General features: G+C 67.2%; 22 protein-coding genes. 12 read left to right on the top strand and 10 right to left on the bottom strand.

What is annotated here, in order from left to right; all coding sequences use genetic code 11:
- Positions 1-11: 11 nt before the first annotated feature.
- Together KZX46_RS16550 and KZX46_RS16545 are read left to right on the top strand one after the other, a co-directional pair.
- Entirely contained in the window at positions 12-1,565 is a 1,554-nt protein-coding gene (locus KZX46_RS16550; protein WP_219774890.1) for a phytoene desaturase, read from the top strand.
- Positions 1,562-2,677 carry a phytoene/squalene synthase family protein gene (locus KZX46_RS16545; RefSeq protein ID WP_219774889.1) on the top strand — a complete coding sequence of 372 codons (1,116 nt, stop codon included), beginning with the start codon at positions 1,562-1,564 and terminating at the stop codon, positions 2,675-2,677. Before KZX46_RS16550 ends, KZX46_RS16545 begins: the two co-directional genes overlap by 4 nt.
- Here the strand turns inward: KZX46_RS16545 and KZX46_RS16540 are convergent.
- Positions 2,598-3,167 carry a sterol desaturase family protein gene (locus KZX46_RS16540; protein WP_216707888.1) on the bottom strand — a complete coding sequence of 190 codons (570 nt, stop codon included), beginning with the start codon at positions 3,165-3,167 and terminating at the stop codon, positions 2,598-2,600. The genes KZX46_RS16545 and KZX46_RS16540 overlap by 80 nt on opposite strands.
- An 83-nt stretch (positions 3,168-3,250) precedes the next feature.
- Here KZX46_RS16540 and KZX46_RS16535 point away from each other — a divergent pair, with 83 nt between their 5' ends.
- Entirely contained in the window at positions 3,251-3,994 is a 744-nt protein-coding gene (locus KZX46_RS16535; protein ID WP_226896004.1) for a fatty acid desaturase, read from the top strand.
- On the top strand, positions 3,991-4,284 hold the full coding sequence (locus KZX46_RS16530) for a hypothetical protein (RefSeq protein ID WP_216707887.1): 294 nt from the start codon (positions 3,991-3,993) through the stop codon (positions 4,282-4,284). The genes KZX46_RS16535 and KZX46_RS16530 overlap by 4 nt, the downstream gene beginning before the upstream one ends.
- An 86-nt stretch (positions 4,285-4,370) precedes the next feature.
- On the opposite strand, the gene KZX46_RS16525 is transcribed toward KZX46_RS16530, so the two are convergent.
- From KZX46_RS16525 to KZX46_RS16510, 4 genes are all read right to left on the bottom strand, one after another.
- Entirely contained in the window at positions 4,371-4,763 is a 393-nt protein-coding gene (locus KZX46_RS16525) for a DUF3592 domain-containing protein (protein WP_219774888.1), read from the bottom strand.
- A 43-nt stretch (positions 4,764-4,806) separates the two neighbouring features.
- Entirely contained in the window at positions 4,807-6,591 is a 1,785-nt protein-coding gene (locus tag KZX46_RS16520) for an ABC transporter transmembrane domain-containing protein (RefSeq protein ID WP_216707885.1), read from the bottom strand.
- 3 nt (positions 6,592-6,594) lie between these two features.
- A complete protein-coding gene (locus KZX46_RS16515; protein WP_219774887.1) occupies positions 6,595-8,790 on the bottom strand; it encodes a DPP IV N-terminal domain-containing protein in 2,196 nt (731 codons plus the stop codon).
- A gap of 66 nt (positions 8,791-8,856) precedes the next feature.
- Positions 8,857-10,449: a sulfotransferase gene (locus KZX46_RS16510; RefSeq protein ID WP_219774886.1), complete on the bottom strand. Its 1,593-nt coding sequence runs from the start codon at positions 10,447-10,449 to the stop codon at positions 8,857-8,859.
- 95 nt (positions 10,450-10,544) lie between these two features.
- On the opposite strand from KZX46_RS16510, the gene KZX46_RS16505 reads away from it, so the two are divergent.
- On the top strand, positions 10,545-11,852 hold the full coding sequence (locus KZX46_RS16505) for a polyhydroxyalkanoate depolymerase (RefSeq protein ID WP_219774885.1): 1,308 nt from the start codon (positions 10,545-10,547) through the stop codon (positions 11,850-11,852).
- 24 nt (positions 11,853-11,876) lie between these two features.
- On the opposite strand, the gene KZX46_RS16500 is transcribed toward KZX46_RS16505, so the two are convergent.
- Positions 11,877-12,608 carry an arginyltransferase gene (locus KZX46_RS16500; protein WP_216707881.1) on the bottom strand — a complete coding sequence of 244 codons (732 nt, stop codon included), beginning with the start codon at positions 12,606-12,608 and terminating at the stop codon, positions 11,877-11,879.
- 37 nt (positions 12,609-12,645) lie between these two features.
- A complete protein-coding gene (locus KZX46_RS16495; RefSeq protein WP_219774884.1) occupies positions 12,646-13,887 on the bottom strand; it encodes a threonine ammonia-lyase in 1,242 nt (413 codons plus the stop codon).
- A 156-nt stretch (positions 13,888-14,043) separates the two neighbouring features.
- Between KZX46_RS16495 and KZX46_RS16490 the strand changes: the two genes are divergently transcribed.
- The 7 genes from KZX46_RS16490 to KZX46_RS16460 all read left to right on the top strand — a co-directional run bounded on the left by KZX46_RS16490 (position 14,044) and on the right by KZX46_RS16460 (position 24,232).
- The gene (locus tag KZX46_RS16490; RefSeq protein WP_226896002.1) at positions 14,044-16,197 is read left to right on the top strand and encodes an alkaline phosphatase family protein; all 2,154 of its coding nucleotides are present in this window, start codon (positions 14,044-14,046) and stop codon (positions 16,195-16,197) included.
- Positions 16,198-16,215: 18 nt separating this feature from the next.
- On the top strand, positions 16,216-16,857 hold the full coding sequence (locus KZX46_RS16485; RefSeq protein ID WP_219774883.1) for a hypothetical protein: 642 nt from the start codon (positions 16,216-16,218) through the stop codon (positions 16,855-16,857).
- Positions 16,858-16,904: 47 nt separating this feature from the next.
- On the top strand, positions 16,905-17,765 hold the full coding sequence (locus tag KZX46_RS16480; RefSeq protein WP_219774882.1) for an NAD(P)-dependent oxidoreductase: 861 nt from the start codon (positions 16,905-16,907) through the stop codon (positions 17,763-17,765).
- A gap of 216 nt (positions 17,766-17,981) precedes the next feature.
- Complete coding sequence (locus KZX46_RS16475) at positions 17,982-18,329, top strand: UrcA family protein (protein ID WP_219774881.1); 348 nt, start codon at positions 17,982-17,984, stop codon at positions 18,327-18,329.
- 105 nt (positions 18,330-18,434) lie between these two features.
- Positions 18,435-21,200: a hypothetical protein gene (locus KZX46_RS16470; RefSeq protein WP_219774880.1), complete on the top strand. Its 2,766-nt coding sequence runs from the start codon at positions 18,435-18,437 to the stop codon at positions 21,198-21,200.
- Positions 21,201-21,332: 132 nt separating this feature from the next.
- Complete coding sequence (locus tag KZX46_RS16465; RefSeq protein WP_219774879.1) at positions 21,333-23,180, top strand: caspase family protein; 1,848 nt, start codon at positions 21,333-21,335, stop codon at positions 23,178-23,180.
- Positions 23,181-23,194: 14 nt separating this feature from the next.
- Positions 23,195-24,232 carry a hypothetical protein gene (locus KZX46_RS16460; RefSeq protein ID WP_219774878.1) on the top strand — a complete coding sequence of 346 codons (1,038 nt, stop codon included), beginning with the start codon at positions 23,195-23,197 and terminating at the stop codon, positions 24,230-24,232.
- Here KZX46_RS16460 and glmS read toward each other — a convergent pair whose 3' ends face one another.
- The 3 genes from glmS to KZX46_RS16445 form a co-directional block, all read right to left on the bottom strand.
- Positions 24,233-26,056, bottom strand: coding sequence for a glutamine--fructose-6-phosphate transaminase (isomerizing) (gene glmS, locus KZX46_RS16455; protein ID WP_219774877.1), 1,824 nt, complete (start codon positions 26,054-26,056; stop codon positions 24,233-24,235).
- Between the two features lie 256 nt (positions 26,057-26,312).
- Entirely contained in the window at positions 26,313-26,678 is a 366-nt protein-coding gene (locus KZX46_RS16450) for a type II toxin-antitoxin system VapC family toxin (RefSeq protein WP_219774876.1), read from the bottom strand.
- Positions 26,675-26,989: a ribbon-helix-helix protein, CopG family gene (locus tag KZX46_RS16445; protein WP_219774875.1), complete on the bottom strand. Its 315-nt coding sequence runs from the start codon at positions 26,987-26,989 to the stop codon at positions 26,675-26,677. The genes KZX46_RS16450 and KZX46_RS16445 overlap by 4 nt, the downstream gene beginning before the upstream one ends.
- Positions 26,990-26,993: the final 4 nt, after the last annotated feature.

Here is a 26,993-nt window from a genome sequence, read left to right as displayed (position 1 = left end):
CGACGAATTCCATGACGACAGGGCCGAAGACGGCAGCGGTGATCGGCAGCGGTTTCGGCGGGCTCGCGCTCGCGATCCGGCTCCAGTCGGCGGGGGTCCAGACGACGCTGATCGAGCAGCGCGACAAGCCCGGCGGCCGCGCCTACGTCTTCGAGGACAAGGGCTTCGTCTTCGATGCCGGGCCGACCGTCATCACCGACCCGTCGTGCCTCGAGGAGCTGTGGGGCCTGTCGGGGCGCAAGCTGTCGGACTATGTCGAGCTGATGCCCGTCACGCCGTTCTACCGGCTGATGTGGGAGGACGGCTACGTCTTCGATTATTCGAACGACGACGAGACGCTGTTCGCGCAGATCAAGGCGAAGAACCCGAAGGACGTCGCCGGGTACAAGAGGTTTCTCGAATATTCGGAGAACGTCTTCCGCGAAGGCTATGAAAAGCTTGGCCACGAGGCGTTCCTCGACTTCGGCACGATGATGAAGGCCGCGCCGCAGCTGATGCGCTACGAGGCGTTCCGCTCGGTCTATGCGATGGTCAGCCGCTACATCGAAGACCCGCAGCTGCGCGAGGCGTTCAGCTTCCACTCGCTGCTGGTGGGCGGCAATCCGTTCAAGACGAGCGCGATCTATGCGCTGATCCATGCGCTCGAAAAGAAGTGGGGCGTGTGGTTCCCGCGCGGCGGCACCGGGGCGTTGGTCAAGGGCATGGTCAAGCTGTTCGAGGACCTCGGCGGCACGGTCATGATGGGCAACGGCGTCAAGGCGATCCGCGCCGAGGGGGCGAAGGTCACCGGCGTCACCACCGCCGACGGCTGGTCGGGCGACTTCGATGCGGTCGCGTCGAACGGCGACATCGTCCACACCTATCGCGACCTGCTCGGCGATCACCCGCGCGGCAAGCAGGCGGCGGGGATGATGAAGTGGAAAAGCTTCTCGCCGTCGCTGTTCGTCGTCTATTTCGGCCTCAAGCGGAAGCATCCTGAGATCCGTCACCACACGATCGCCTTCGGCAATCGGTATCGCGAGCTGCTTGACGACATCTACAAGAACGGCGTCGTCGCCGACGATTTCTCGCTCTATCTCCACCACCCGACCGCGACCGACCCGGCGATGGCGCCCGAGGGGTGCAGCGCGTTCTATGTCCTGTCGCCGGTCCCGCACATGGGCAAGTACAAGGGCGACTGGGAGGTCGAAGGCAAGCTGTACGCCGACCGCATCCTCGACACGCTCGAGGCGACGATGATCCCGGGACTGCGCGACGATCTCGTCACGATGCGGACCTTCACTCCGAAGGACTTCGCGGTCGAACTGAACGCGCACCTCGGGTCGGCGTTCAGCCTCGAGCCGGTGTTGTGGCAGAGCGCGTTCTTCCGCACCCACAACCGCGACGACGTGTTGTCGAACCTGTATTTCGTCGGCGCGGGGACGCACCCGGGGGCGGGCATCCCGGGGGTCGTCGGCTCGGCCAAGGCGACCGCGAAGCTGATGATCGCCGACCTCGGCGCGCGCCAGCCGGGCGTCGGGCATAACAGCGTGTCGCTGAAGAGTCCGGCGCTGGCGGCGGAATGACCGACGCGCTCGTCGCGGCGAGCCGGGCATCGATCGAGAAGGGGTCGAAGAGCTTCGCGCTCGCGTCGCGGCTATTCGAGCCGGTGCTGCGCGACCGGGCGACGCTGCTGTACGCGTGGTGCCGGTATGCGGATGATGTCATCGACGGGCAGGACGCGGGGTATGGGCGCGTCGAGTATGCGGGAACTCCGGCGGAACGGCTGGCGGCGTTAGAGGCGGGGACGCGACTTGCTCTGAGCGCGGGCCGGGATTCAAGCACTCACTCCCTAATTCGTCATCCCGGCGAAGGCCGGGACCCACCGTCGAGCGCAACGCGAAATTCGGAGCTTGCCACCACCGTGGGTCCCGGCCTTCGCCGGGATGACGATCAAGGGGTCGAGCGAGAAACACGGGATGACGATCAAGGGGTAGGGGAAGCCACGAACCTTCCCTTCGCCGCACTCGCCCGCGTCGCTGCCGACACCGCGATGCCTGAACGCTACCCGCTCGACCTGATCGAGGGCTTCCGCTCCGACGTCGAGGAGCGCGCGTTCATCACCTTCGACGACACGCTGACCTATTGCTACCACGTCGCCGGGTGCGTCGGGGTGATGATGGCGATCGTGATGGGTGTGCCCCCCGGAGACCGGGCGACGCTCGACCGCGCGTGCGACCTCGGCATGGCGTTCCAGCTCAACAATATCGCGCGCGATGTCGTCGAGGATGCGGCGAACGGGAGGTGTTATTTGCCTGCGATCTGGCTCGCCGAGGCGGGGCTGACGCAAGCGACCTACGCAAGCCCCGAATATCGCGCCGCCCTCGCCACCGTCGTTGCCCGCCTCGTCGACGAGGCCGAGCGGTATGAGGCGTCGTCGCGCTTCGGCACCCCCGCGCTGACCCGACGCGCGGCCTGGGCGGTGCTCGCCGCCGCCGACATCTACGGCGGCATCGGGCGGAAGGTGCGGGCGGAGGGAGCTGCGGCGCTCGACCACCGGGTGACGACGTCGCGCGCCGAGAAATTATGGGCGGTGGCGCGGACGCTGCCGCTGTCGTTCAGCCGTGCCCGCCGCTGGCCGGCTCCGGGGCCATCTCGCGCCGGACTTTGGACCCGGCCTTACCCTGCGACGACCTGAGCCGCCCGCCGCCGTTGGCCTCGAGCTTGGCCAGCAAGTCACGGACCGGCGGCGCGTAGATAAAGCCGAACGACACCGTCCCCGCCCGCGTCTCGACGACATGGTGGAGCCGGTGCGCCTGGACGATGCGCTTCATGTAGCGGCTGCGCGGCACCCACGACACCGGCACGCGGCGATGGACGATGATGTCGTGAAAACCGAAATAGATCACGCCATAGCCGGTGATCCCGACCCCAAGCCACATCAGCGCGCTGCCGAAGCCGAGGACGGTGCCGGCAAAGATCAGGGCGATCGCAGGAGCTGCCCCCATTACCGCGAACCAGTCGTTCGCCTCGAGCAACCCCGACCGCGGCTCGTGATGCGATCGGTGCAGCCCCCACATGAAGCCGTGCATCACCCAGCGGTGCGCGACGTATGCAACCGCCTCCATCGCCGCGAGCGCCGCGAGTGCGACGGCGACACCCTCGCCCGTTGTAACGTTGAGGTTCATGTCAGCGTCTATAAAAGGTCGCAGGGGGGTTTGCATCCCCCACGTTTCGACGCAGGGATATCGCGTCAGGAGTTTATCACGCAGTGTCAGCCGTCGCGACCGTCCTTCGATCCGATCACCGCGCGGGCACCGGCCACGCGATCGCCGCGGGCATTGCCGGGGCGTGGCTGGCGATTCACTTCGGCGGCATCTTCGCGTTTCCGCTGACGACGGCGAGCCTCGTCTTGGTTGTGCCGCTCGTGCTCGTTCAGACATGGCTGTCGACCGGGCTGTTCATCGTCGCCCACGACTGCATGCACGGCTCGTTTGCGCCCGGGCGGGCTGCGGTCAACCGCACCGTCGGGCGGCTGGCGCTGATGTTCTATGCGGGGCTCGACTACGACAAGATGCTGCCGAACCATTTTGCGCATCACCGCCATGTCGGGACCGAGGCCGACCCCGATTTCGACGCGGCAAACCCGACGCGGCCGGTCAAGTGGCTCGCGCGGTTCTTCGGGACGTATTATTCGCACTGGCAGATCGTGCGGATCGTCGTCGTTCTCGGATTTTACCAGCTGGTCGGCGCGTCGCTGATCAACATCATCGTCTTCTGGGCGATTCCGGCGCTGCTCGCGCTGCTCCAGTTGTTCTGGTTCGGGACGTTCCTGCCGCATCGCCACGCGCACGATGTCTTTCCCGACCGCCATAATGCACGGAGCTCGCGCTTCGGGCCATGGCTGTCGGTGCTGACGTGCTTCAACTTCGGCGGTTATCACCACGAGCATCACCTCCACCCGCACGTCGCGTGGTGGCGTCTGCCGGCGACGCGGACCGAGGGGAAGGCGTGAAGCGATTCGCCGTCATCGCGCTGGCGCTGCTCGCAAGCTGCGCGACCCCCGCCGAGCGGATCGCCGGCAAGCTCGAGTCGGTCGGCGTGCCGCCACCGCAGGCGCGCTGCATGGGGAGCAAGCTCGCGTCGCGATTGAGCTATGGCCAGCTCGAGGAGCTCAACCGCGTCGTCAAGGACAGCGGCGGCGACCATCTGACGTTGAACAAATTGGCTCGCCGACTGGGCAACGCCGATCCGGTCATCGCAGCGCGGCTGGTCGAGACGGGGTTGACCTGCGCCTTGGGGTAGATTTGGCCGTCGCGGCGACAAGCTGATTGAACGTCGCGCGCCGTCAATTTTGCTGCGGCTATCTCCCGCGCGAATTGCCTGAGCGGCTAATAACGTCCGGGTCGGAGTCCGACGACGGCACCGAGTAAGCCGAGAACGATTGCCCCGATTGCCGGAATAAGCGGCAGGATTACCTGCGACCACGTCGACCAGAACGTCGCAACGATCGCGGTCCCGCGCGGGTCGGCAGCGAGATAGCGCAGGGGCATATGGCTGCCGATCCGTTGCGATCCCATGCCGTTTTGGTTGTATCGCACCGTCTGACCGTCCGCCGTCGCGAATTCGATGAGCGGGTGCGGTTCCGACATGACGTCATGCTCCCCACCGCGGTCGGCCACGACTGTCGCTGTCGTCGAGATCGCCTGCCGGTTGAATTCGATCACCTGCCACGCCTGCCAGGCGGCGAATGCGAGCAACGTAATGCCGATCACCAGCAACACGATTCGGCTCGTGCGACCGCTCAATTCCCCGCTCACGGCCTGTCTACGCCGCATCCTCGAACTGCAACCGCGCCAGTTTCGCATACAGCCCGCCCTGCGCGATCAGCCGGTCGTGCGTGCCCTGCGCGACGATGTGCCCGCCGTCCATTACGATGATCCGGTCGGCGTTGCGGACGGTTGCCAGACGGTGCGCGATGACGAGGGTCGTGCGGCCCTCCATCAATTTCTCGAGCGCGCGCTGGACGAGGCGCTCGGACTCGGCGTCGAGCGCGCTCGTTGCCTCGTCGAGCAACAATAGTGGCGCGTCGCGGAGGATCGCGCGGGCGATCGCCATGCGCTGGCGTTGGCCGCCCGACAGCCGCGACCCCGCCTCGCCGAGGAAGGTGTGGATCCCCTGCGGCAACGCGCGGAGGAAGTCGTCGGCGTGTGCGGCCTCGGCGGCGGCCCAGACCTCGGCTTCGGTCGCGTCGGGGCGGCCGTAGAGGATATTCTCGTAGGCGCTGGTGGCGAAGACGACGGTCTCCTGCGGCACCACAGCGATGCGCGAGCGGACGTCGATCGGGTCGGCTTCGGGCAGCGCAACGCCGTCGAGGCGGATGACCCCCGACTGCGGGTCGTAGAAGCGCTGGACGAGCGCGAACAACGTCGACTTGCCCGCGCCCGACGGCCCGACGACCGCGACCGTCTCGCCGGGCGCGATGTCGAGGGTGAAGTCGATCACCGCCGGGGCGTCGGGCTTGGTCGCGTAGTTGAAATTGACGTGGTCGAGCGTCAGCCGTCCCATCGCGGGCAGCGGCAGCGCGACCGGATGCGCGGGAGCGCGTATGTCGGGGGTCGCGGCGAGCAATTCCTCGATCCGCCCAGATGCTCCGGCGGCGCGCATGAAGTCGCCGTAGGTCTCGGTCAGCGCGCCGAACGCGCCCGCGACGATCGCGGCGGTGAACAGGAAGGCGGTGATCGTGCCCCCGGTCATCCGCCCGGCGACGACGTCGGCGGCGCCCTCCCACAGCACGAGGGTGATCGCGCCGAAGATCAGGAAGATGACGATGCCGGTCATCATCGCGCGGACTCGGATGCGGCGCTTGGCGGCGTCGAAGGTCGCCTCGACCGCCTCGCCGAAGCGCGCCGCCTCGCGGACCTCCTGGGTGAAGGCCTGGACCACTTTGATCGCGCCGAGGACCTCGGCGATGATCGTGCCGATGCTGGCGATGCGGTCCTGGCTCGACCGCGACAGATCGCGGACGCGACGGCCGAGGACGATGATCGGGATGATCACCATCGGGATGACGAGGAGCATCAGCCCGGCGAGCTTGGGGCTGAGCGCGATCATGTAGACCAGCCCGCCGATACCCATGAAGGCGTTGCGCAGCGCGACCGACGCCGAGGTCGACACGACCTGCTCGATAACCGCAGTGTCCGAGGTCAGCCGCGACGCGATCTCCGACGGGCGGTTCTCCTCGAAGAAACCGGGGTCGAGCGACAGCAGGTGGCGCTGGACGGTGCGGCGGAGGTCGGCGACGACGCGCTCGCCGATCCAGCTGACGTAATAAAAGCGGACTGCGGTGGCGATGCCCTGGACCGCGACGACCCCGAGCAGCGCCCAGAAGTACGGCGCGATGACCGCCGGGTCGGCCCCCGCGTGGAAGCCCTTGTCGACCACGAGCTGCAGGCCCTTCGGCACCGCGAGCGTCGATCCGGCCGCGACCGCGAGCGCGACGAGCGCCATCGCGAGGTGGCCGGGGTAGACCTTTACGAAGCGCCACAGGATGATGAGCTTCGACAGCTTCCGCGACGGCGGCGCCGCGTCCTTGGTGGTGGCGATAGCCATGCGTTAGTATCCTGTCGAAGCGACGGTGCGCCCCATGAAGCGGAGCCGCGTCAGCCAGACGTGGACGTCGAGCCCGGCGGCGGCGTGGGTCGCGCCGGGGTAGACCATCAGTTCGAACGGCTTGTTCGCCTTTTGCAACTTGGCCATCAACGCGGTCGAGTTCTCGAACACGACATTATCGTCCGCCATGCCGTGGATGAGCAGGAGCGGGCGCTCGATATCGGTCGCGGACGTCAGCGCATCGTTCGATGAATACGCCTTCGGGTCGGCCTGCGGGGTGCCGAGATATCGTTCGGTATAGGCGGTGTCGTACAACTCCCACCGCGTTACCGGCGCTCCAGCGATCCCGGCGGCGAACGCGGCCGGGGCGGCGGCGAGCAGTTTCAAGGTCATGTAGCCGCCATAGCTCCAGCCGTTGACGACGACCTTGTCGGGGGCCGCCCATGCCTGTTGCTTGACCCACGCCAGTGCGGCGAGCTGGTCGTCGACCTCGGTCTTGCCCATCGCGTGATACAGGACGTCCTCGAATTTCTTGCCGCGGTGGGTCGATCCGCGATTGTCGACCTGGAACACCGCCCAGCCGTGCTGGACAAGATATTCGTTGATCGGCGCGGGCCACGCGTGATTGATCGACTGGACTCCCGGGCCGCCATAGACGGTAAAATAAACGGGGTGCGGCCCGGGCGTCGTCGGTTTGAACAGGCGGTAATGCAGCGGGGTGCCGTCGGCAGCGGCGATCGTGCCGAACTCGGGCGTGACATGCGCAGCGAGGAACGGCGCGTACGGGTGCGCCGCGTTCAGCGCATTCTCCTCGATCCATGCGCGGCGATTGCCGGCGGCGTCGGCGAGCCACGTTTGTGCGGGCTGGGTCGGGGTCGAGCGGGTGATCAGCGCGGCGGTCCCGCCCTTGTCCATTGCAACTTCATGCCAGCCGCCGGGCGCGGTGATCCGCACCGGCGCTCCGGGCGCGAGGTAGTCGACGACGTACAGGTGCTTTTCGAGGACGGTGTCGGCGTAGCCGGTGAAGAAGACCTTGTGCGCCTTCTGGTCGATCCCGATGACATCGTCGACGACCCAGTCGCCGTGCGTCAGCGCGGTCAGCTTGTTGCCCGCGCGGCGGTAGAGATGCGCGAAGCCGGTGCGCTCCGACCCGATGATCTGCGAGCCGTCGTCGAGCGCGGTGAAGTCGTCGTTGAGGTTGACCCACGTCTTCGACGTATCGGTCAGGACGACGTGCGCCGCCCCGGTCGCGGGGTCGACCTGGAGGATATCGAGCCGCTTCTGGTCGCGCGACAGGCGTTGCACGAACAGCGACTTGCCGTCCGCCGCCCAGTCGACGCGGGCGAGATAGATGTCGAGATCCGGGCCAAGGTCGGCCTTGACCCGCGCGCCGCCGTCGGGCGCCATCAGCCACAGCTCGACGTGCGCATTCGGCGTCCCCGCGGCGGGATAGCGTTGCGCATAGACGCGCGTACCATCGGCGCCGATCGCGGCGCGCTGGACGACCTGCACCCCCGATTCGTCGACGCGCTCGACCGCGACCCGGTCGTCGGCGGGCGACCACCATGTCCCGGTGAAGCGGTGGAGCTCCTCTTGCGCGATGAATTCGGCGGCGCCCCAGCCGATCGTGTCCGAGCCGTCCTTGGTCAGCGCGGTCTCGGTCCCGGCGTTCAGGTCGAGGACAAAGAAATTGCGGTCGCGGACGAACGAGGCAAAACGGCCCTTCGGCGAAAGCTGCGCGTCGGTTTCGGTGGCGGCGGTCTTGGTCAGTTGCTTGACCGACCCGTCGAGTCCAGCGAGCCACAGGTCGCCGTCGATCGGCACGAGTAAATGCTGCGAATCGGGTGCCCAGCTATAACTGGCGATTCCCTTGATGCTGGCGATCCGCTGGCGCTCGCGGTTCATCCGCTCGGTTTCCGACAATGCCGCGCCGGTCCCGAACTTGGTCGAATCGACGAGCATCCGCGACGTCCCGGTAGCGACGTCGACCGCCCATAGGTCGTAGCGATCCTTGTCGTCGGGGCGCGGCTTGAGCAGCGTCGCGTATTTGCCGTCGGGCGATAGCTTGAGGACGCGCGGGGCGGGGCCGCTGAGCGACGGCGACGCGAAGACGCGTTCGAGCGTGAGGTCGGCTGCGGATGATGCTGTCGCGATGGTCATCGCCGCCAGCCCGATAAGTCCCGCCAAAAACGCCCGCATCCGGTTGACCCTGCCCGTCTCACCGCGGTGTCCTACGCGGCTACGGGGGTAAGGGCAAACGGGTGGTTAAAGGTCATAGCTGAACCGCTCGATCCACGGCGCGAGGATCGGCATCACCGGCGCGAGCTGGTCGGCATACCGCCGCCATTGGCCGCTGCCGTCGTAAAGCGGACGATTGACCTGCCCAGCACTCGCGGTCGACACGCCGCGCCGCGTGGCGGTGCGGTCGAAGCGCCGCAGGTCGGGCGACCAGTCGATGCCGGTGAAGGTGCATAGGCTCCGCGTCGTCGTGTCGAAGTCGGCAACCAGATCCTCGTAGCGCAGGTCGTGGACCGCGAGCGGCAGCCGTTCGCGGCAGAGCGCGGTCAGTCGCATCAGTGCGGCATAATGTTCCGCCACGCCCTCGATCGTGGTGAATGCGTAGGCGGCAGCGGTGATCGCGAAGTTCTGGCGGAAGCAGCTCAGGACGACGTCGCGCGGGTCGCGGCGCATGACGACGACACCGGCATCGGGAAACAGCCGGGCGATGAGCGGCAATTTGATCCCCTTGAGCGGGTCCATATCGACGAAAGTCGTCGCGGGATCGACGCCGGCGTCGGCGACGCGCTGCCAGTAGCGATCGCCGAAGCCTGTCGCCGTCGCAGCATCGATTGCAGCGAGGCGGGCAATGCCGCCGGGGTCGGTCAGGAATTCGCGGTCGGCGTCGATCAAGGTCGGCCGTTCCTCGAGCGCCTCGACCCCGGCAGCGCTGGCGAGGATGTTCTCGACGAGTGTCGTCCCCGATCGCGGATAGCCGAGGAGAAAGACGTGGCCGCGTCGTCCCGGGGGAGCGACGCGCGCATGCCACGCCGCCGGGACGAAAGCTTCAACCGCGGTCGCGACTCCGTCGATGAAATCGCGCTGCGGCGGCTCGGCCAGCGCGGCGAAGCGCGGTGCGTGGAGCTGGGCGAACATCGCCTTGCCCGCCGCATAAGCTGCGAAAGCGTCGGCGGGGGTATCGAGCCGGTCGAGCGCATCGCCGAGCAGCGTCAGCGCCGCGATCCGGTCGGCGACGGCCATGTGGCGTTCAAGCACGCCGCGAAGGCGCGCGGCGGCGCGCGCGGGGTCGCTAGCAAGCTCGCTCCGTGCCAGCGCCATCGTCGCGGTCGCGTCGTGCGGGTCGATTGCGAGCGCGCGCGCGGCCAATTCGGCGACGGGCTGCCCGAGCCGAGCCGCCGCCGCTGCCGCCCCCGCCCCCGCCGGTGCCAATGCCGGATCGAGCGCGGCGGCGCGCTGGTAACTGGACAGCGCGGCGATCGCGTCGTTCGCGACATCGAGCGCATAGCCGCGTTCGAGCCACGGCACCGCAAAGCCCGGCTCGATCGCCGACGCGCGGTCGAACATCGCCAGCGCCGCGCCGATCCGGCCTTCCTTGCGAAGTGCGCGGCCCGCCGCGGTGATGATCGTCGCATCGTGCGGGGCGAGCGCCATCGCCTCGCCGAGCGCATGGTGCGCCGCGGCGAAGTCGCCCGCTTCCTCCGCACGCCATGCGACGAGATTGAACAGCATCGGGTCGCGCGCCCCGGCGGCGAGCGCGGCGGCGGCGAGCGTCACTGCAAGACCGATCTGGCGGTTGCCGAGTGCGGTCTCGATTGCCGTCCGCGTCGCTAAATCGAGCATTCGCCTCCCCGCGGCACCGTTGTTACACTTTATGCTGCGGATGCGTTATGCCACAAGTCATGCGCGCCATCCGGGTCGCGGATCGAGGACGATAGATGCTTTACGACGCGTATGAGATGCAGAAGTCGATGCTCGCTGGCATGGGGGCCGCGTCGAAGCTGACCTCGGACTGGCTGCTCAGCCCGGCAAACCCGTTCGCTTACGTCGGCACTTCGCCGGTCATCGCGCGGGCGCTCGAAGTCTTCGCCCATGCCGCAGCGCCGCGCGGCAAGCCCGACTTCGGCCTTGCCGCGACAATCGTCGACGGCGTCTCGGTCGCGGTCAGCGAGGAGATCGTCCTGCGCAAGCCGTTCGGCCAGCTCAAGCATTTCGTCCGCGCGGTATCGGGGCGCAACGACCCCAAGCTGCTGATCGTCGCGCCGATGTCGGGGCATTTCGCGACGCTGCTCCGCGGCACCGTCGAGCGGATGCTGCCGGGGCACGACGTCTATGTCACCGACTGGCGTGACGCAAAGTACGTCCCGCTGAGCGACGGCACTTTCGATTTCAACGACTATATCGACTATCTGATCGAATTCATGGGCGTCGTCGGCCCGGGCGCGCACATGCTCGCGGTGTGCCAGCCCGCCGTCCCGGCTTATGCCGCAGTGTCGATCATGTCGGTCAAGAACGATCCCAATCTGCCTCTCACGCTGACGATGATGGGTGGCCCGATCGACACGCGCGAGGCCCCGACCTCGGTCGACGACCTCGCGACCGAGCGGCCGTACGCATGGTTCGTCAATAACGTCGTCGCCACCGTGCCCGCGAGCTATCCCGGATCGGGGCGCAAGGTCTATCCCGGGTTTCTCCAGCTATCGGGCTTCCTGTCGATGAACCTCGCGAGCCACATGAAGTCGCACTGGGAAATGTTCAAACACCTCGTTGCCGGCGACGACACCTCGGCCGATGCAACCAAGGCATTCTACGACGAATACCGCTCGGTGTCGGACATGACCGCAGAATTCTACCTCCAGACGATCGACGTCGTCTTTCAGAAGCAGTCGATCGCCAAGGGCGAGTTCGATCACCGCGGGGTCCGCGTCGATGCTGCGAACATCACCAAGACGGCGCTGCTGGCGATCGAGGGCGAGCGCGACGATATCTCGGGGCTCGGCCAGACCAAGGTCGCGCTGACGCTGGCGACGAACCTGCCTGACGACAAGAAGAAGTACTACATGGCCGAGCAGGTCGGTCACTACGGCATCTTCAACGGCCGCCGCTGGCGCGAGATCATCGCCCCCGTCGTCGAGGACTTCATTCGTGCCAACGATCCGGCGCAGAGCGGGCGGGCTCCGCGCGCGCCCGCTCCGGCGGCGATCGAGATGAAGGCAGGCGAGGTCTCGGCGGTCGCGCACGCCTGACCGGTTGGTGTTGAAACGGCGCGGCTAGACCCCGCGCCAGCCCCCCGGGCCAAGGCGTTCCACCGGCGCGAAGCGGGTCTTGTAGTCCATTCGCTCGCACCCTTCGATCCAGTAGCCGAGGTAAACGTACGGCAGCCCAGCGCGGCCGGCGCGGACGATGTGATCGAGAATGATGAACGTCCCAAGCCCCTGTCGTGCCGGATCCTCGGTCGCGAAGAAGCTGTAGACCATCGACAGGCCGTCGGTCTGCTTGTCGGTCAGGCACGCGCCGACCAGCCGCCCGGGACGTCCGTCGACCGATGGCTCGCGATATTCGACGACGACGGTGTCGACCGGGGTCTGCTCGACCATGTCGGCGAAGTCGTACGCATCCATCGCCGCCATGCCGCCGTCGGGGTGGCGCGAGCCGAGGTAGCGCTGGAGCAGGTCGAACTGTTCCTCGGTGCTCCACGGCTCGCACGCGCTGACATCAAGGTCGGCGTGGCGCTTCAGCAGGCGCTTCTGCGATGCGCTCGGGGTGAACTTCCCCGCGACGACGCGGACCGAAACGCACGCCGAACAGCCGTCGCAGCTCGGCCGGTAGACGACGTTCTGGCTGCGGCGGAAGCCGATCCGGCTCAATGCCTCGTTCATGCCCGCGGCGTCGGAGCCCTTGAGTTCGGTGAATACCTTCCGCTCGACGCGCCCCGGGATGTAGGGGCACGGCGACGGCGCCGTCACGAAGAAGCGCGGAAAGCGGAAGCTCTGGTCGGTCACGCCTTAATATGCGGCACGCAGCGGCAAATCGGTAGCGCTAATCCAGTTCGACTTGTCGCACATCATAACCCGACGCGCGCAGTGCTTCGATCAGCCGGTCGAGATGGTCGCGGTCGCGGGTCTCGCATTCGATCTCGGTGATCAGGCCCTTGGCGGGGAGGGTGGTGAACACCCGCTGGTGATAGACTTCGAGAATGTTGACCTGGAGTCGGTCGAACACCCGCGCAACTTCGAACAACTGCCCCGGGCGGTCCTTGAGTCGGATCCGCAGCCGCGCCAACCGCCCCGACCGCGCGAGGTCGCGGAGGAGGACGTTCGCCAGCAGCCGCGTGTCGATGTTGCCGCCGCACAGCACCAGCCCGACCTTGCGCCCGCGGAACGCCTGGCCGTGCGCGAGCAATGCTGCCAGCCCCGCCGCACCGGCACCCTCGACAACGGTCTTCTCGATCGTCAGCAACAGCGATACCGCGCGTTCGAGGTCGCGCTCGCCGACCAGCAAAACGTCGTCGACCAGCGCCTGCACGACGCGGAAGGTCAGTTCGCCCGGCACCTTGACCGCGATGCCCTCGGCGAGCGTGTCGCCATCGCACGGCATCGTCTGGCCGCGAAGTTTGGCGTACATCGACGGGTATAATTCGGCCTCGACGCCGACGACCATCATTTCGGGCTTCACCGCCTTGGCGACGGTGGCCATGCCGGAGATCAGCCCGCCGCCGCCGATCGGGACGATCAGCGTGTCGAGCTGCGGCACGTCCTCGAGCATTTCGAGCGCGACGGTTCCTTGGCCGGCCATGATCAACGCGTCGTCGAACGGCGGGACATAGGTCAGGTCGCGCTCGACGGTGAGCTTGTGCGCGTGCGCGGCGGCGTCGTCAAAGCTTTCGCCGTGGAGGATAACGGTGGCGCCGTGCCCCTCGGTCTGGCGGACCTTAACCGCCGGGGCGTGGCGCGGCATGACGATCGTCGTCGGGATGCCGAGGCGCTTGGCGTGGTAGGCCAACCCCTGCGCGTGGTTGCCCGCCGACGCCGCGATGACGCCGCGCAAACGCTGGTCCTCGGTCAGCGACAGCAATTTGTTGAGCGCGCCGCGCTCCTTGTAGGCGGCGGTGAACTGGAGATTCTCGAACTTGAGCCAGACGTCGGCCCCGGTCATCTCCGACAGCGTCCGGCTGTACAGACACGGCGTGCGGATCACCGCGTCGCCGATCGCCACGCGTGCGGCGAGCACGTCGGCATAATCGATCGGCAGGGGGAGGGCGGTTTCGGCGAGTGCGTTCATCCGCCGCGCTTAGCGAGGAAGACGGGATTTTGCCAGCCGTGCCGCGTCATCGTCACCAATCTCCGCGTCATCACACCGTCACACGCCGTCCCTAAAGCCCGCCAGATCGAGTCGTCGGGTTTGCGCCCGAGGCATTGCTTAGGGGGCTTCCAGACCGTGAAACTGATCCAAGCCATCGTTGCTCTGGTTGCCGCGGGCAGCCTGGTCGCGGGTTGTAACGACAACTCGTCGCCGACCACCGTGGCACCGACCGGCCCGACGCCGCTCGCTGCGACGCGGACGATCATCATGGTCTGGGACGGCCTCCGCCCCGACGACGTCAACACCACCGACACGCCGAACCTCGCCGCGCTGAAGGCGGCTGGCGCAGCGTTCAACGACAACCACTCGACGTATCCGACCTTCACGATGATGAACTCGTCGTCGTTCGCGACCGGATCGTTCCCGAAGACCTCGGGCTTCTACGGCAACACCTTCTGGACGCCGCCGCAGGGGACCGGCAACACGATCCCGGTCGGGCTCGCCGCCGGTGGCACCGCGCAGGACTATGTCGACCCGGTCTTCACCGAAGATTACCAGGTCCTGACGACGCTCAACACCTATTACAGCGGCCAGCTGCTGCTGGTGAAGAACCTGTTCGCCGCTGCACAGGGCGCCGGTCTGGTCACCGCGACGATCGGCAAGAGCGGCGCGGCGTATCTCCAGGATCTTGGTAAGGGCGGCTATTTCCTCGACGAGAACACCGTCAAGCCGCGTCTCCTCGTGACCGAACTGCAGAACGCGAACATCGCGCTGCCGCTCAACGTCACCAAGGATTATACCGGCACCGACCTCGTCACGCTGTCGGCGACGAACGGCAACCCGACCGCGCGGGCCGGCTACATCACCTTCAACACGACGGCGTACGACCCCGCCGGTGCGCTGACGGTCCCCGCCCGCGATTCAACCGACACGACACAGGGCGCCCCCGAGGACGCGGCGAACAAGTACATGATGTCGGTGTTCGCCAATTATATCCTGCCGAACAAGAAGCCGATGCTATCGCTGATCTGGTTCCGGACCCCCGACAACGTCGAGCACGGCTATGGTCCGGGCACGGCCAACGTCAAGGCGGGCCTGCGCTCGCAGGATGCGCGCCTCGGCGAACTGATGGCGGCGCTCAAGGCGCAGGGTATCGACAAGACGACCAACATCATCGTCGTCTCCGACCACGGCCACTCGACCGTCTCGGGTCCGCTGGCGCTCTATCCGCTGCGGGCGATCACGCCGTCGGCGACCGCGCCGAACGGCGCGGCAGTCAACGGTTCGACAAGCGGCACCAGCGCTGCGGCGCTCGGTGCGGCGTCGAGCACCGGCTTCTCCTTCTCGGGCGACGTCCGCTCGGCCGACCTGCTGACGTATCGCGGTTTCGCCGCGTATGACGGCAGCGGCTGCGTGACGAGCGCGATGTACGGCCTGAGCGCGACGGGCGCGGCAACGGTGCCGGTCAAGAACGACGCGAGCGGTGCCCTGTGTGGCGCGGCGAACACCAAGTACCAGTCGATCAGCGCGACGCTGCCGACGCCGATCGCCAGCTTCAAGGTACCCGCACCAGGTAGCCTGCCGGCCGGCGGCATCGTCGTCGCGGCAAATGGCGGGTCGGACTACTTCTACGTCCCCGGCCATGATCCGGCGGTCATCCAGCGCCTCGTCAAGACGCTCCAGCAGCGTGAGGAATACGGCGCGATCTTCGTCGACAGCCGCTATGGGGCGATCCCGGGCACGCTGACGATGGCGCAGGTCAACCTCGAGAACGGCACCCGCCAGAACAACGGCCAGCCCGACGTCGTCGTCTCCTTCGCGTGGGACGACACCGTCAGCGTCCAGGGCAAGCCCGGGATCGAGTTCGAGAGCACCGGCGGCCAGCGCGGCATGCACGGCAGCTTCGGCACCACCGACGTCCACAACACGCTGATCGCCAACGGTCCGTCGTTCACGGCCGGGGCGGTGACCAACCCGTCGGGTAACGTCGACGTCGCCCCGACCGTCGCCTACCTGCTCGGCGTCTCGCTGCCGAACGCCGATGGGCGCATCCTTAATGAGGCGCTGGTCACGCCGCTGAGCGGGACGAAGCCGACCGTGACGCCGACGACGGTTGCCGCGTCGACCGCGACGGGGCTGGCGTTCGAGCTGCCAACCGATCCGACCGGCGCAACGCGCGACACGACACGGACTGCCGGGACGTACTCGATCAACCTCGCGGTCAAGGACCTCGCGGTCGACGGCAAGACCTACCGCTACTTCGACTCGGCGGCGGCGGTTCGCAAGTAAAACAGGTCAGTAAAGAGTATGCGTTTGTACCTATTGCTCGCCGCCGTCGCCCTGACGGCGGCGGCGGCACCGCACCCCGCGCCGAGCCAGAAGTTCGAGACGGTCTTCGCCACTGGCGGGGAGCCCGCGATGCTCCACTTCCACACCGACTATGGCACCGGCCTCGCGGTCCATCACCTCGAAGTCTGGCGCGACCGCGACAAGCAGCTCAAGCGCGTCACCGACGGCCTGGTCGAAACTTATGTCGCGCACGCCGCCGACGGCATCGATTTCCGCATGATCATCGTCGACAACCGCAAGCGGATCGTGACGACGATCGACCGCGCCAACCTCTATCGCCTCGGCAATTTCACCGACTGGTTCGACCTCGGGCACGGCCTGCGGCATCCCAAGGGCGCGTATATGCTCGGCCCCGGCAAGGCCCCGGCGGGCGCGCCGAAGCCGTTCGCTGCGTGCCGCTGGTACGACCTCGTCGAGGGGCCACGGACGACGCGCGTCTGCTGGAGCACCGAATACCACTTGCCGCTGGTCATCGCTCCCGGCGGCGGCGCGATCTGGCGCGTGACGTCGATCGACACCGTCGTGCCCAAGACCGCCTTCCGCATCGTCGACAAGGGCTATGTCCGGATGAACGCCAACCGCGACATCGAGCCCGACTGACCTGAAAGCAGGTGCAGGACGCCGCGCGCTCGGTTAACAGCCGTCGCATGAGCAAAATCGCATTCATCGGCCTTGGCGTCATGGGTTATCCGATGGCGGGGCATCTCGCCGCCGCCGGGCACGACGTCACTGTCTATAACCGCACCGCCGCCAAGGCCGACGCGTGGGTCGCCGAGTACAAGGGCAAGTCGGCGGCGACGCCGGAGCTCGCGGCGGCGGGGGCCGATGCCGTGTTCACCTGCGTTGGCAACGACGACGATCTCCGCGAAGTCACGCTCGGCACCGACGGCGCGATCGCGGCAATGACTCCCGGCGCGCTCTACGTCGACCATACCACCGTGTCGGCGTCGATTGCCCGCGAACTGGCGGCAGCGCGTGGCGATATTCTTGTTCTCGATGCGCCGGTGTCGGGCGGGCAGGCGGGGGCGGTCAACGGCGCGCTGACGATCATGTGCGGTGGGAGTGCAGAAGCGTTCGCGGCCGCGGAGCCGGTGATGGCGGCGTACGCCAGGCGCTCCGGGCTGATGGGACCGGCGGGGAGCGGGCAGCTGACCAAGATGGTCAACCAGATCGCCATCGCCGGGGTCCTTGAGGGGCTCGCCGAGGCGATGCACTTCGCGCTGTCGGCGGGACTCGACGCACCCGCGGTTATCGACGTCATCGGCAAGGGCGCGGCACAAAGCTGGCAGATGGACAATCGCGCCGGCACGATGGCCAAAGGCGAGTTCGATTTCGGCTTCGCGGTCGACTGGATGCGCAAGGACCTCGGGCTGGTGCTCGACGAGGCGAAGCGGCTCGGCATCTCGCTCCCGACGACCGCGCTGGTCGATCAATTCTACGGCGACATCCAGGCGATGGGCGGGCGGCGGCAGGATACGAGTTCGCTGATCCGGCGTTTTCGCGGCTGAGCCGATCGGGTCGGCGGCGCGATAAATAGGATGTGCCAAATTCTGGTGGAACTTACCGAATACTGGTCTTCATTCATCGTGCGTTTTGCAAAGCGCAGCGGTGAGCCTGTCTAAGTCATTGAGAAGTTGAGTCACAAGTCACTTGGCACGGCCTGTGCAAAGCCCTTGGCATGGGACGCCGGATCATCGGTCGCCCCGGCAAAAGGGAGAAAGAAGATGTTCACCGCCTCCAACTCGATCATCGCTCGCACCGTCCTCGGCACCGTCGGCACCGCTCTTTGCGCCGGGCTCTGCCTCGTCGGAGCGACCGCCCCGGCCCATGCCGGCAGCATCTACGATACCGCGCGCAGCCAGAACGTCAGCTACGCCGACCTCAATCTCGGGAGCACCGAGGGTCGCAAAATCCTCGAGCGCCGGATCAAAACCGCCGCGCATGCGGTTTGCGTCACCGGCCGGTTTGACCTTCAGTCGATGAAGGAAGAGAACCGCTGTGTCCGCGTTGCGCTCGACTCGGCCAAGCCCAAGGTCGTCGCAGCCGCTTCGGATCGCCTCACCGTCGGCTGAGCCAAACCGTCACAGACGCGCAGTAATGCCGGTCGCTCGCGCGGCCGGCATTTCGCGTTTGGCGACGGTCGATTATGACTGCGACGATAATCGTAGGGGATGAGCATGCGGGCGGCTGGATCGATTGCGGTGTTGTTGATTGCCGCGGCCGCCGCCGCGCCCGGTGCCGCCCGCGATGCCGATGACGATGCGTCGCCGACGCCGAGCGGCTTCGCGATCACTCCGCTCGCTGCAAAGGGCGCGGTGCTGACGACGCTTGGGACGCTCGACGGGAAGCCGGGGTCGGTCGCGATTACCAACCCGGCGGCGTTGGCGGCATCACCCGACGGATCGCTCGTCGCGTTGCTGACGTCGGGGTTCAACGGGATGGCGCTGCCCGACGGCACGCCCGACAAGGCTCATTCGACAGAGCGGCTGATGATCTTTCGCCCCGGCCCCAAGGGCGCCCAGAAGATTGCCGAAGCCCCGCTGCCTGCGACCTTCGCCGGGCTGGCGTGGTCGCCCGACGGCAAGCGTATCGCCGCGACGCTGGGCGTCGCCGACGCGGTCGTGACCTTCGCGTGGGACGGCAAGGCGCTCGCTCCCGACGGTGCGCCGATTGCGCTCGGTCACGCCGAAGGACTGGGGCTGCGGGTCAAGCCCGCCGCCGCCGGGGTTGTCTGGGCGACCGCCGACCGGCTGCTGGTGACCAATTTCTTCAACGACTCGCTCAGCCTCGTCGACGCGACAAGGCGCAAGGTGATCGCCGAGATCGATCTCCGCCCCGGCAAGATCGACCCGGCCCAGCGCGGCGTTCCCGGCGGCACCTATCCGTTCCGCGTCGTGATGGCAGGGTCGAACCGCGCGGTGGTGTCGTCGCCGCGTGACCGTGAACTCGTGAGCATATCGGTCGATGGCGACCGGCTCGCCGTCGTTGCGCGCGCGAAAACGATCGCCGAGCCGACCGCGCTCCTCGCGCTTGTCGATGGCCGGGTCCTCGCGACCGGCGACAATGCCGACACACTGATCGCGCTCGCCGCCGCCGGCCGGTCGGTCGCCGAATATCCGTTGTCGGGGTTGCCTCACGCTGCGACCCGGCCGAAGGGACTCAACCCCAACGCGCTCGCGCTCGGCGGCGACGGGCGGCTGTGGGTGACGCTCGGCGGCTTCAACGCGGTCGCGGCGATCGATCTCAAGACCCTGCTCGCAAAGCCATCGGGCACTCCGGCAGCGTTCGCCGGAATGGTCCCGACCGGCTGGTATCCCGATGCGGTCGCAGTCGCGGGCGGGCGGCTGGCGGTGGCGAACTTCAAGGGGCTGCCGGGGCCGAACCCAGGGGCGTGCCGCGCGAGCTTCGCGACGACCCCGGCAGGCGAGGCGACGTGCCGCGCGTCGGGCCAGTATGTCCTCCAGCTCCAGACCGGGTCGCTGCTGACGCTCCCGCCACCCGCGAAGCCCGAGCTAGCCCGGCTAACCGCGCGCGTCACCGCCAACCTTTCTGCGCCGACCCCCGCCAAGGCCGCGCGCGCCGAGGCGGTGATGGCAGCGATGCGCGGGAAAATCCGTAACATCATCTACATCGTCAAGGAGAACCGGACCTACGACCAAGTGCTCGGCGACCTCCGCCCGGGCGACGGCGATGCGAAGCTTGCGCTGTTCCCGCAGGCGATCACACCGAACCACCACGGCCTCGCGCGCCAGTTCGTTACCTTCGACCGCTTCTTCGATTCGGGGGAGGTGTCGGGAACGGGGTGGAGCTGGTCGAGCCAGGCGCGGTCGCTCGACATGCTCGAACGCGTCACGCCCGTCGGCTATGCGGGCAAGGGGCTGGCATACGAGTCCGAGGGGACCAACCGCTTCGTCAATGTCGCTCTGCCGACCGAAGCGCGCCACGCGGCCAATCCCGATGTTCCTGCCGACCCCGATCTGCTCGCGGGAACCGCCGACCTGTCTGCCGCCGACGCGCCCGACGGCGAAGCCGGAGCGGGGACCCTGTGGGCGGCAGCGCTGAAGAAGGGGCTGAGCGTTCGTAATTACGGCTTTTACGGCGACCTGTCGCGCTACGACGAGAAGGCAGGGGCGAACCGCATCCCGCGCGAACGCGATCCGGCGGCAAAGAAGCTGCAGGTGATGTGGGCAGCGGATGCGCGGCTCGCGCCGGTCACCGACCCGTATTTCCGCAGCTTTGACCAAGGCTTCCCCGATTATTGGCTGGTCGACGAATGGAAGCGCGATTGGCTGCCGCGCGTCGCCGCCGGGCAGACCCCGCGGCTGACGCTGCTGCGTCTCGCGCACGACCATTTCGGCGACTTTGCCGAGGCGATCGACGGGGTCAACACGCCCGACCGCCAGATCGCCGACAACGACTATGCAATCGGGCGGGTCGTCGCGGCGGTCGCGGCCTCACCGGCGGCGAAGGACACGCTGATCGTCATTGTCGAGGACGACGCGCAGAACGGAGCCGACCATGTCGACGCGCACCGGTCGTTGGCGCTGCTGATCGGCCCCGGCATCCGGCGCGGCGCGGTGGTGTCGACGCGCTACACGACGGTCAATCTGCTCAAGACGATCGAACGGCTGCTCGACCTGCCCGCGCTTGGGTTGAACGACAGTCTCGCGCTGCCGATGGCCGATGCGTTCGATCCGGCGCTGACGTCGCCGTGGACTTATACCGCGCGCTGGCCGGCGACGCTCGATGCGACTGCCCTGCCAAAGCCGGCGACGCGCGTCGCGGCGGCGCGACCGGCAAGCCTCGCCCCCGAACGCAGCGCGGACTATTGGGCGAAGGCGATGGCCGGACAGGACTTTTCGGGCGAAGACAAGCTCGACACCGCCGCTTTCAACGCCGCGCTGTGGACCGGCATGAAAGGCACGCTGCCACCGTCGCGCTGACCACTATCGAAAGATCAATAAACCCTGCCAAATTGGTGGGGCTGATGCTATACGCGCGGTTCGTGTCCGGTAATTTTGCGTGTCCCTGATTTGCCGTCACCGCCGGGATCCCAATGACCGTACCGTCGCCGCATGCATAGACTGGGACTGCACCTGCTCGCGGCACTCGCCGCGATGCTGCTGTTCCCCATCGCGGCGTCGGCGGAAACACGCGTCGCGCTGATCATCGCCAACAGTCACTATAATGCCTTCGGCAAGCTGACGAACCCAGCTGCCGACGCAGGGCTGGTTGCGGCAGCGCTTAAAAAGGCCGGGTTCGACAAGGTCACGGTGCTCGAGGATCTCGGCCTCGTCGCGATGAACAAGGCGTTGCAGGACTTCGGCAACGAGGCCGACCACGCCGACGTCGCACTCGTCTATTACGCGGGCCACGGCGTCGAGGTCGACCACGTCAACTACATCGTGCCCGTCGACGTCGTCTTCGCCCACGACCGCGACGTCGATATCGAGGCGGTCAAGCTCGACCGGATGCTGTCGGTCACCGAGAACGCCAAGCGGCTGCGGATCGTCATCCTCGACGCCTGCCGCGACAACCCGTTCTTCGACAAGCTCAAGAAGACGATGGCGCAGGCAGGAGCGGTCAGCAAAGGCATGACCGCGGTCGAGCCGAGCAAGAACAGCCTCGTCATCTATAGCGCCAAGGCCGGCACCCTCGCGTCGGACGGGCGGGTCAACAGCCCGTTCGCCGCGGCGCTGGCACGGCGCATCGTCGAGCCCGGGCGCGAGATCAGCCTGCTCCTCCGCCAGGTTCGCGACGATGTGCTCACCCAGACCGGCGGCTCGCAGGAGCCGCTCACTTATGGCTCGCTGTCGAGCCAGGAGTTCTACTTCATCCCGCCAGTCGCGGTCGCAGTAGCGCCGCCGCCGCCGACGATCGACATCGAGGCGGAAAGCTGGACCTTGTGCAAAACCTCGCAGAGCCGCGGGCCGTGCGATGCGTATCTTGCGACCTACGCCAGCGGGCGCTACGTCGCGCTCGCGCAGACCCGCGTTGCCGACCTGACGCACACCGCGGCCGCCGCAGCGGAGAACCTCGCTGCCGCTGTCGCTGCCGCGAAGGCCGCCACCGTTGCCGCGAATAATGCCGCGAATGTCGCCGCCGCCAAGGCCGCGATGCTCGCCGCGAACAACGCCGCCAGCCTCGCCGCCGCTTATGCCTCGACGCTTGCAGCGGGCGGAGCGGTCGGCGGGGATGCGATCGCGGCGCGAAGCACGTCGCTCGGGACCACGGGCTCGGTAACGACAACCGCGCCGCTCAGCGTGCCAATGTTCGCTGCCACCGCTCCCCCGCCGACTGCCGCTGTAATCGTTGCGGCGACCCCGGCGCCAAGGCCGGTCCCGGTCACCGTTCCGCCGCCGAGCGCCGCTGTGGTCGCCGCCAGCCCTCCGGCGGTTGTTGTCAGCGGCCCGAGTGCCCCGGTCGTCGTGACGGCCAGCCATGCTGCCCCCGCTGCGGTCGCCGCGGTATCTCCTCCCCCCAGCGCGCCGGTCGTCGCGGCCAGTCAGCCGGTCGTCGTTCCCGTCAGTGCTCCGCCAGTCGTCGCGCCTCGCGCCGCCGCCGCGCCGACCGTGCTCGCGTCGCTCGGCCCGATGACCGGTGCCAACGGCGTCCCGCCCTTGGCTTCCGCCAACGCCAAGTCGCCCGCCGGCTTCGCCGCGGTTCGGATCAATGACCTCGGCATCACCGTCAGCTACGACCTCGCGACCAAGGCGATCCTCGTCGGGTCGATCGAGCGCAACGCGGTGGTGTCGGGCAAATTGTTCGCGGGCGACCTGATCACACGGATCGACACCGCCGCGCCCGACCTGACGCAGTCGCCCGACACCCAGCTCGCGGTAAGCTGGAAGACCGACGGGCGGTTGAAGCTGCTCGTCAAACGCGGCGACGCGACGTCGGTCGTCATCATTCGCAGCAACTGAAACGGGGTCGGTCGATGCGTTGGCGTCTAGTGTTGCTTGCTGTGTTCGTCATGGTCCCGTCGCTCGCGGCGGCCGATGTGCCGATCGAATATCAGGCCCGGATCGAGCCGCGTTTCCCGGGGGTCGCCGCGCTCGGCCCGCTCGCCATCGCGCCGTTCACCGGGGCCGACGGCAAGGAGTTCACCGCCGCCGTCCGCGGTGAATTGCAGGCCGCCGAAGTCGACGGCCGCGCCTTCTACACGATCCGCAATCTCGACGACGCGGCGAAGGTCGATACCCCCGCGGCGGCGGTCAAGGCGGGGCAGGCGGCGGGGGTCGCGGCGGTGCTCTACGGTAGCGTCGGCAAGGCGGTGATCGACAAGACCGACTATACCCAGGACCAGTCGCACTGCACCGAATCGGGCATTCTCCACTGCTCGAAGAGCGAGACGAAGCAGGTGCCGTGCACCAAATACGCCGGCAGCTACATCGTCACCCCAGCAGTCTATGTCGTTGCGAATGCCAAGGTTTTCTATACCGAGACGGTAACGGTCCAGGCCGGTTTCTCGACGTGCGCCGAGACCCCGGTGTTGGCGGGTTTCGACAAGGTCATCGCCAAGATGACTGAGATCAAGCACGCCGGGGAGGTCATCATCACGACCCCCGAGCAACTCCTCATCAAGCTGCGGAGCGACGCGGCGATCGCGGTCCGCCAGCACCTGACTCCGACGATGAAGACGATCAGGGTGGTCTTCAAGGACTATGCCCCCGACCTCGACAAGGTCGATCAGGCGCAGTTCCGCAGCGCCGCGCAGTTCGCCCGGGCCAAGCGGCTCGACCGCGCGTGCGGCATCTTCGAGACGATCGCGACCCCGGCGACGCTGACGAACTTCGCCCTGCTGTACAATCTCGGCGTCTGCCAGGAGGCGCTCGAACCCGACCGCCCTGCCGCCGCGCTCGAATATTACACCAAGGCCGACCAGCGGACGAAGGCCCCCGACAAGCTCATCTCCGACGCGCTGCTGCGGATGAAGGCGCAGGTCGACGCGTTGCCCGCGGGGGCGCGACGCTAACTACTCGACCGTCACCGACTTCGCGAGGTTGCGCGGCTGGTCGACGTCGGTCCCCTTCGCCAACGCGACGTGATACGCGAGCAATTGGATCGGGACGACATAGACCAACGGCGCGATGAACGGATCGACCGCCGGCATCGCGATCGTCGCCCACGTTCCCGCGCTTTGCTCGGCAATCCCGGCGGCGTCGGAAATCAGTACCGCGCAGCCGCCGCGGGCGATGACTTCCTGCATGTTCGACACGGTCTTTTCAAATCGCGCCCCCGACGGGGCGAGGACGATCACCGGTACCTTCTCGTCGATCAGCGCGATCGGCCCGTGCTTGAGTTCGCCCGCCGCATAGCCTTCGGCGTGGATGTAGCTGATTTCCTTGAGCTTTAGTGCGCCTTCGAGCGCGAGCGGGTAATCCTGCCCGCGCCCCATGTACAAGATGTCCTGCGCCTTCGACAGCTTGAGGCTCAACTCGGCAATGCTCGCTTCCTGCGCCAGCGCGGCGTTGATCGCGGCAGGGGCCTCGGTCAGCAACTGGACCAGCCGCGCTTCCTCGCCCGGCGCGACGCGCCCCTTCGCCTTGCCGAGGCCGATCGCGAAGGCGGCGAGGACGCCGAGCTGGCAGGTGAACGCCTTGGTCGAGGCGACGCCGATTTCGGGTCCGGCATAGGTCGGCAGGACGCCGTCGGCATCGCGCGCCATCGACGACGTCGGGACGTTGACGATCGCCAGCGTCGGCAGGCCGCCGTTCTTGGCGAAGCGCAGCGCCGCGAGCGTGTCGGCGGTCTCGCCCGACTGCGACACGAACAGCGCCAGCCCGTCGGCTTCGAGAACCGGGTCGCGGTAGCGGTACTCGCTGGCGAAATCGAGTTCGACGGGCACGCGGGCCAGCGCCTCGATCCAGTATTTGGCGACGAGTCCGGCAAGGTACGACGTGCCGCACGCGACGATCGTGATTCGCCCGACCGTCGACAGGTCGAATGGCAGCGCAGGAAGTTCGACCGTCGCCTCGAGCGGACGCAGGTAATGGCCGAGGGTCTGCGCGAGGACGGTCGGCTGCTCGTAGATCTCCTTCTCCATATAATGCCGGTGGTTGCCCTTGCCGGTCATCGCCCCGCTCGCGGTCGAGGTGATGACCGGGCGCTGGACCGGGCGATCGTTGGCGTCGAACACCTGGACCCGGTCGCGATGGATCACGCACCAGTCTCCCTCGTCGAGATAGGCGATGCGGTTGGTCAGCGGCGCAAGGCCGATCTCGTCGGAGCCAAGGAACATCTCGCCGTTGCCGTAGCCGAGCACCAGCGGCGACCCGCGCCGTGCGCCGATCATCAGGTCGGGGTCGCTGCGGAAGATGATCGCGAAGGCGAACGCGCCGTGGAGGCGCTTGAGAACGCGCGCGACGGCGAGTTGCGGCGCGACGCCGTTCTCGACCTCGATTGAGATGAGGTGCGCGACGACCTCGGTATCGGTCTCGGACTCGAGCTTGCGCCCGGCTGCGATCAGTTCGGCGCGGAGCGGGCGGAAGTTCTCGATGATGCCGTTGTGGACGACTGCGACCTCCGCAGTCGCGTGCGGGTGGGCGTTGTCGACCGTCGGCCCGCCGTGCGTCGCCCAGCGCGTGTGCGCGATGCCGAGCTTGCCGGGCAGGGGGTCGTTACCAAGGACGCGGACGAGATTGTCGAGCTTGCCGGGAGCGCGCCGCCGATCGAGCGCCCCGTCGTGAAGCGTGCACACGCCGGCCGAATCATAGCCGCGATATTCAAGCCGCCGCAGCCCGTCGATCAGCCGATCGCTGACGTCGCTCCGTCCGAGAATGCCGATGATGCCGCACATGGTCTAACTGTCTCCGCCGGTCCGAGCGGGTCGATACGGCATCGCCGCGCTACCCACGATGAACCACGCCGTTGGTTACAGAAAATCGGAAGTTGACGAAGTTGACGCCACGCCGGCTTCGAACGCTCACCCGGTTGGTGAGAATGGCCTCGACCGGCGAACAGTAGGGAGGGCGCAACATCATCATCGGCGAAACGATACGCGCTCGGCGGGGGTGTAGGACAGAGGTATTGCGCCGAAGCTGGCCGCAGCACGCTCAAACCGCATAGGGGACGCGAATGCCCGGCATGTTCGCCGGAAAATCCTTGGTGTTTCGCGTGACGAGGACGCGGTGATGAATCTGGGCCGAGGCGAGAATGATCGCGTCGGGCAACTTGAGGCTCGACCGCTCCAGCCGTAACAGGGCGGCGCGCCGGGCGATCGGCTCGTCGACCTCGTCGATGCCGAAGTCAGCAAAGAAGGCCGCCATAACGCGATCTTCCTCAGGCCGGACCTTCGACATCACCTCGATCCACGAGATGCGGCTAACCCAGGGCCGCTCTACCGATTGGAGCTCCGCCCGGGCGCGCCTGTCGCCGGCGAGGAGGTCGATGAGAATGTTCGTGTCGAACGACGCCGTCACTTGTAGCTGAGGCGTTCACGGTCTTCCGTCTCGGTAAACAAGTCGGGGTATTCGGCTCGTACCTCGTCATAGTCCTTATCCCATGGCCGGGTCCATTCGGCGCGGATACGACGTTGCCATACCACCGAGTCCTCGGATTCCTCGCGGTTCGACCAGAGGCCGAAGGCGGCATCGAGACCGCTTTTCGCCGCGTTGGCCCGGAGCGTCGCCACCGCTTCGCGCACAAGCGCCGCACGCGACTTGCCGTCCGCGATTGCGGTGCGGTCGAGCCACGCGATGTCGTCGTCGGGGATATCGACCAATGTCCTCATCCGA

It is taken from the genome of Polymorphobacter sp. PAMC 29334 (assembly GCF_019431245.1).
In the GTDB taxonomy this organism is placed as follows: Bacteria; Pseudomonadota; Alphaproteobacteria; order Sphingomonadales; family Sphingomonadaceae; genus Polymorphobacter_B; species Polymorphobacter_B megasporae.
Note: the sequence above shows the minus strand (reverse complement) of the source record. Positions and strands in the feature narration are given on the sequence as shown.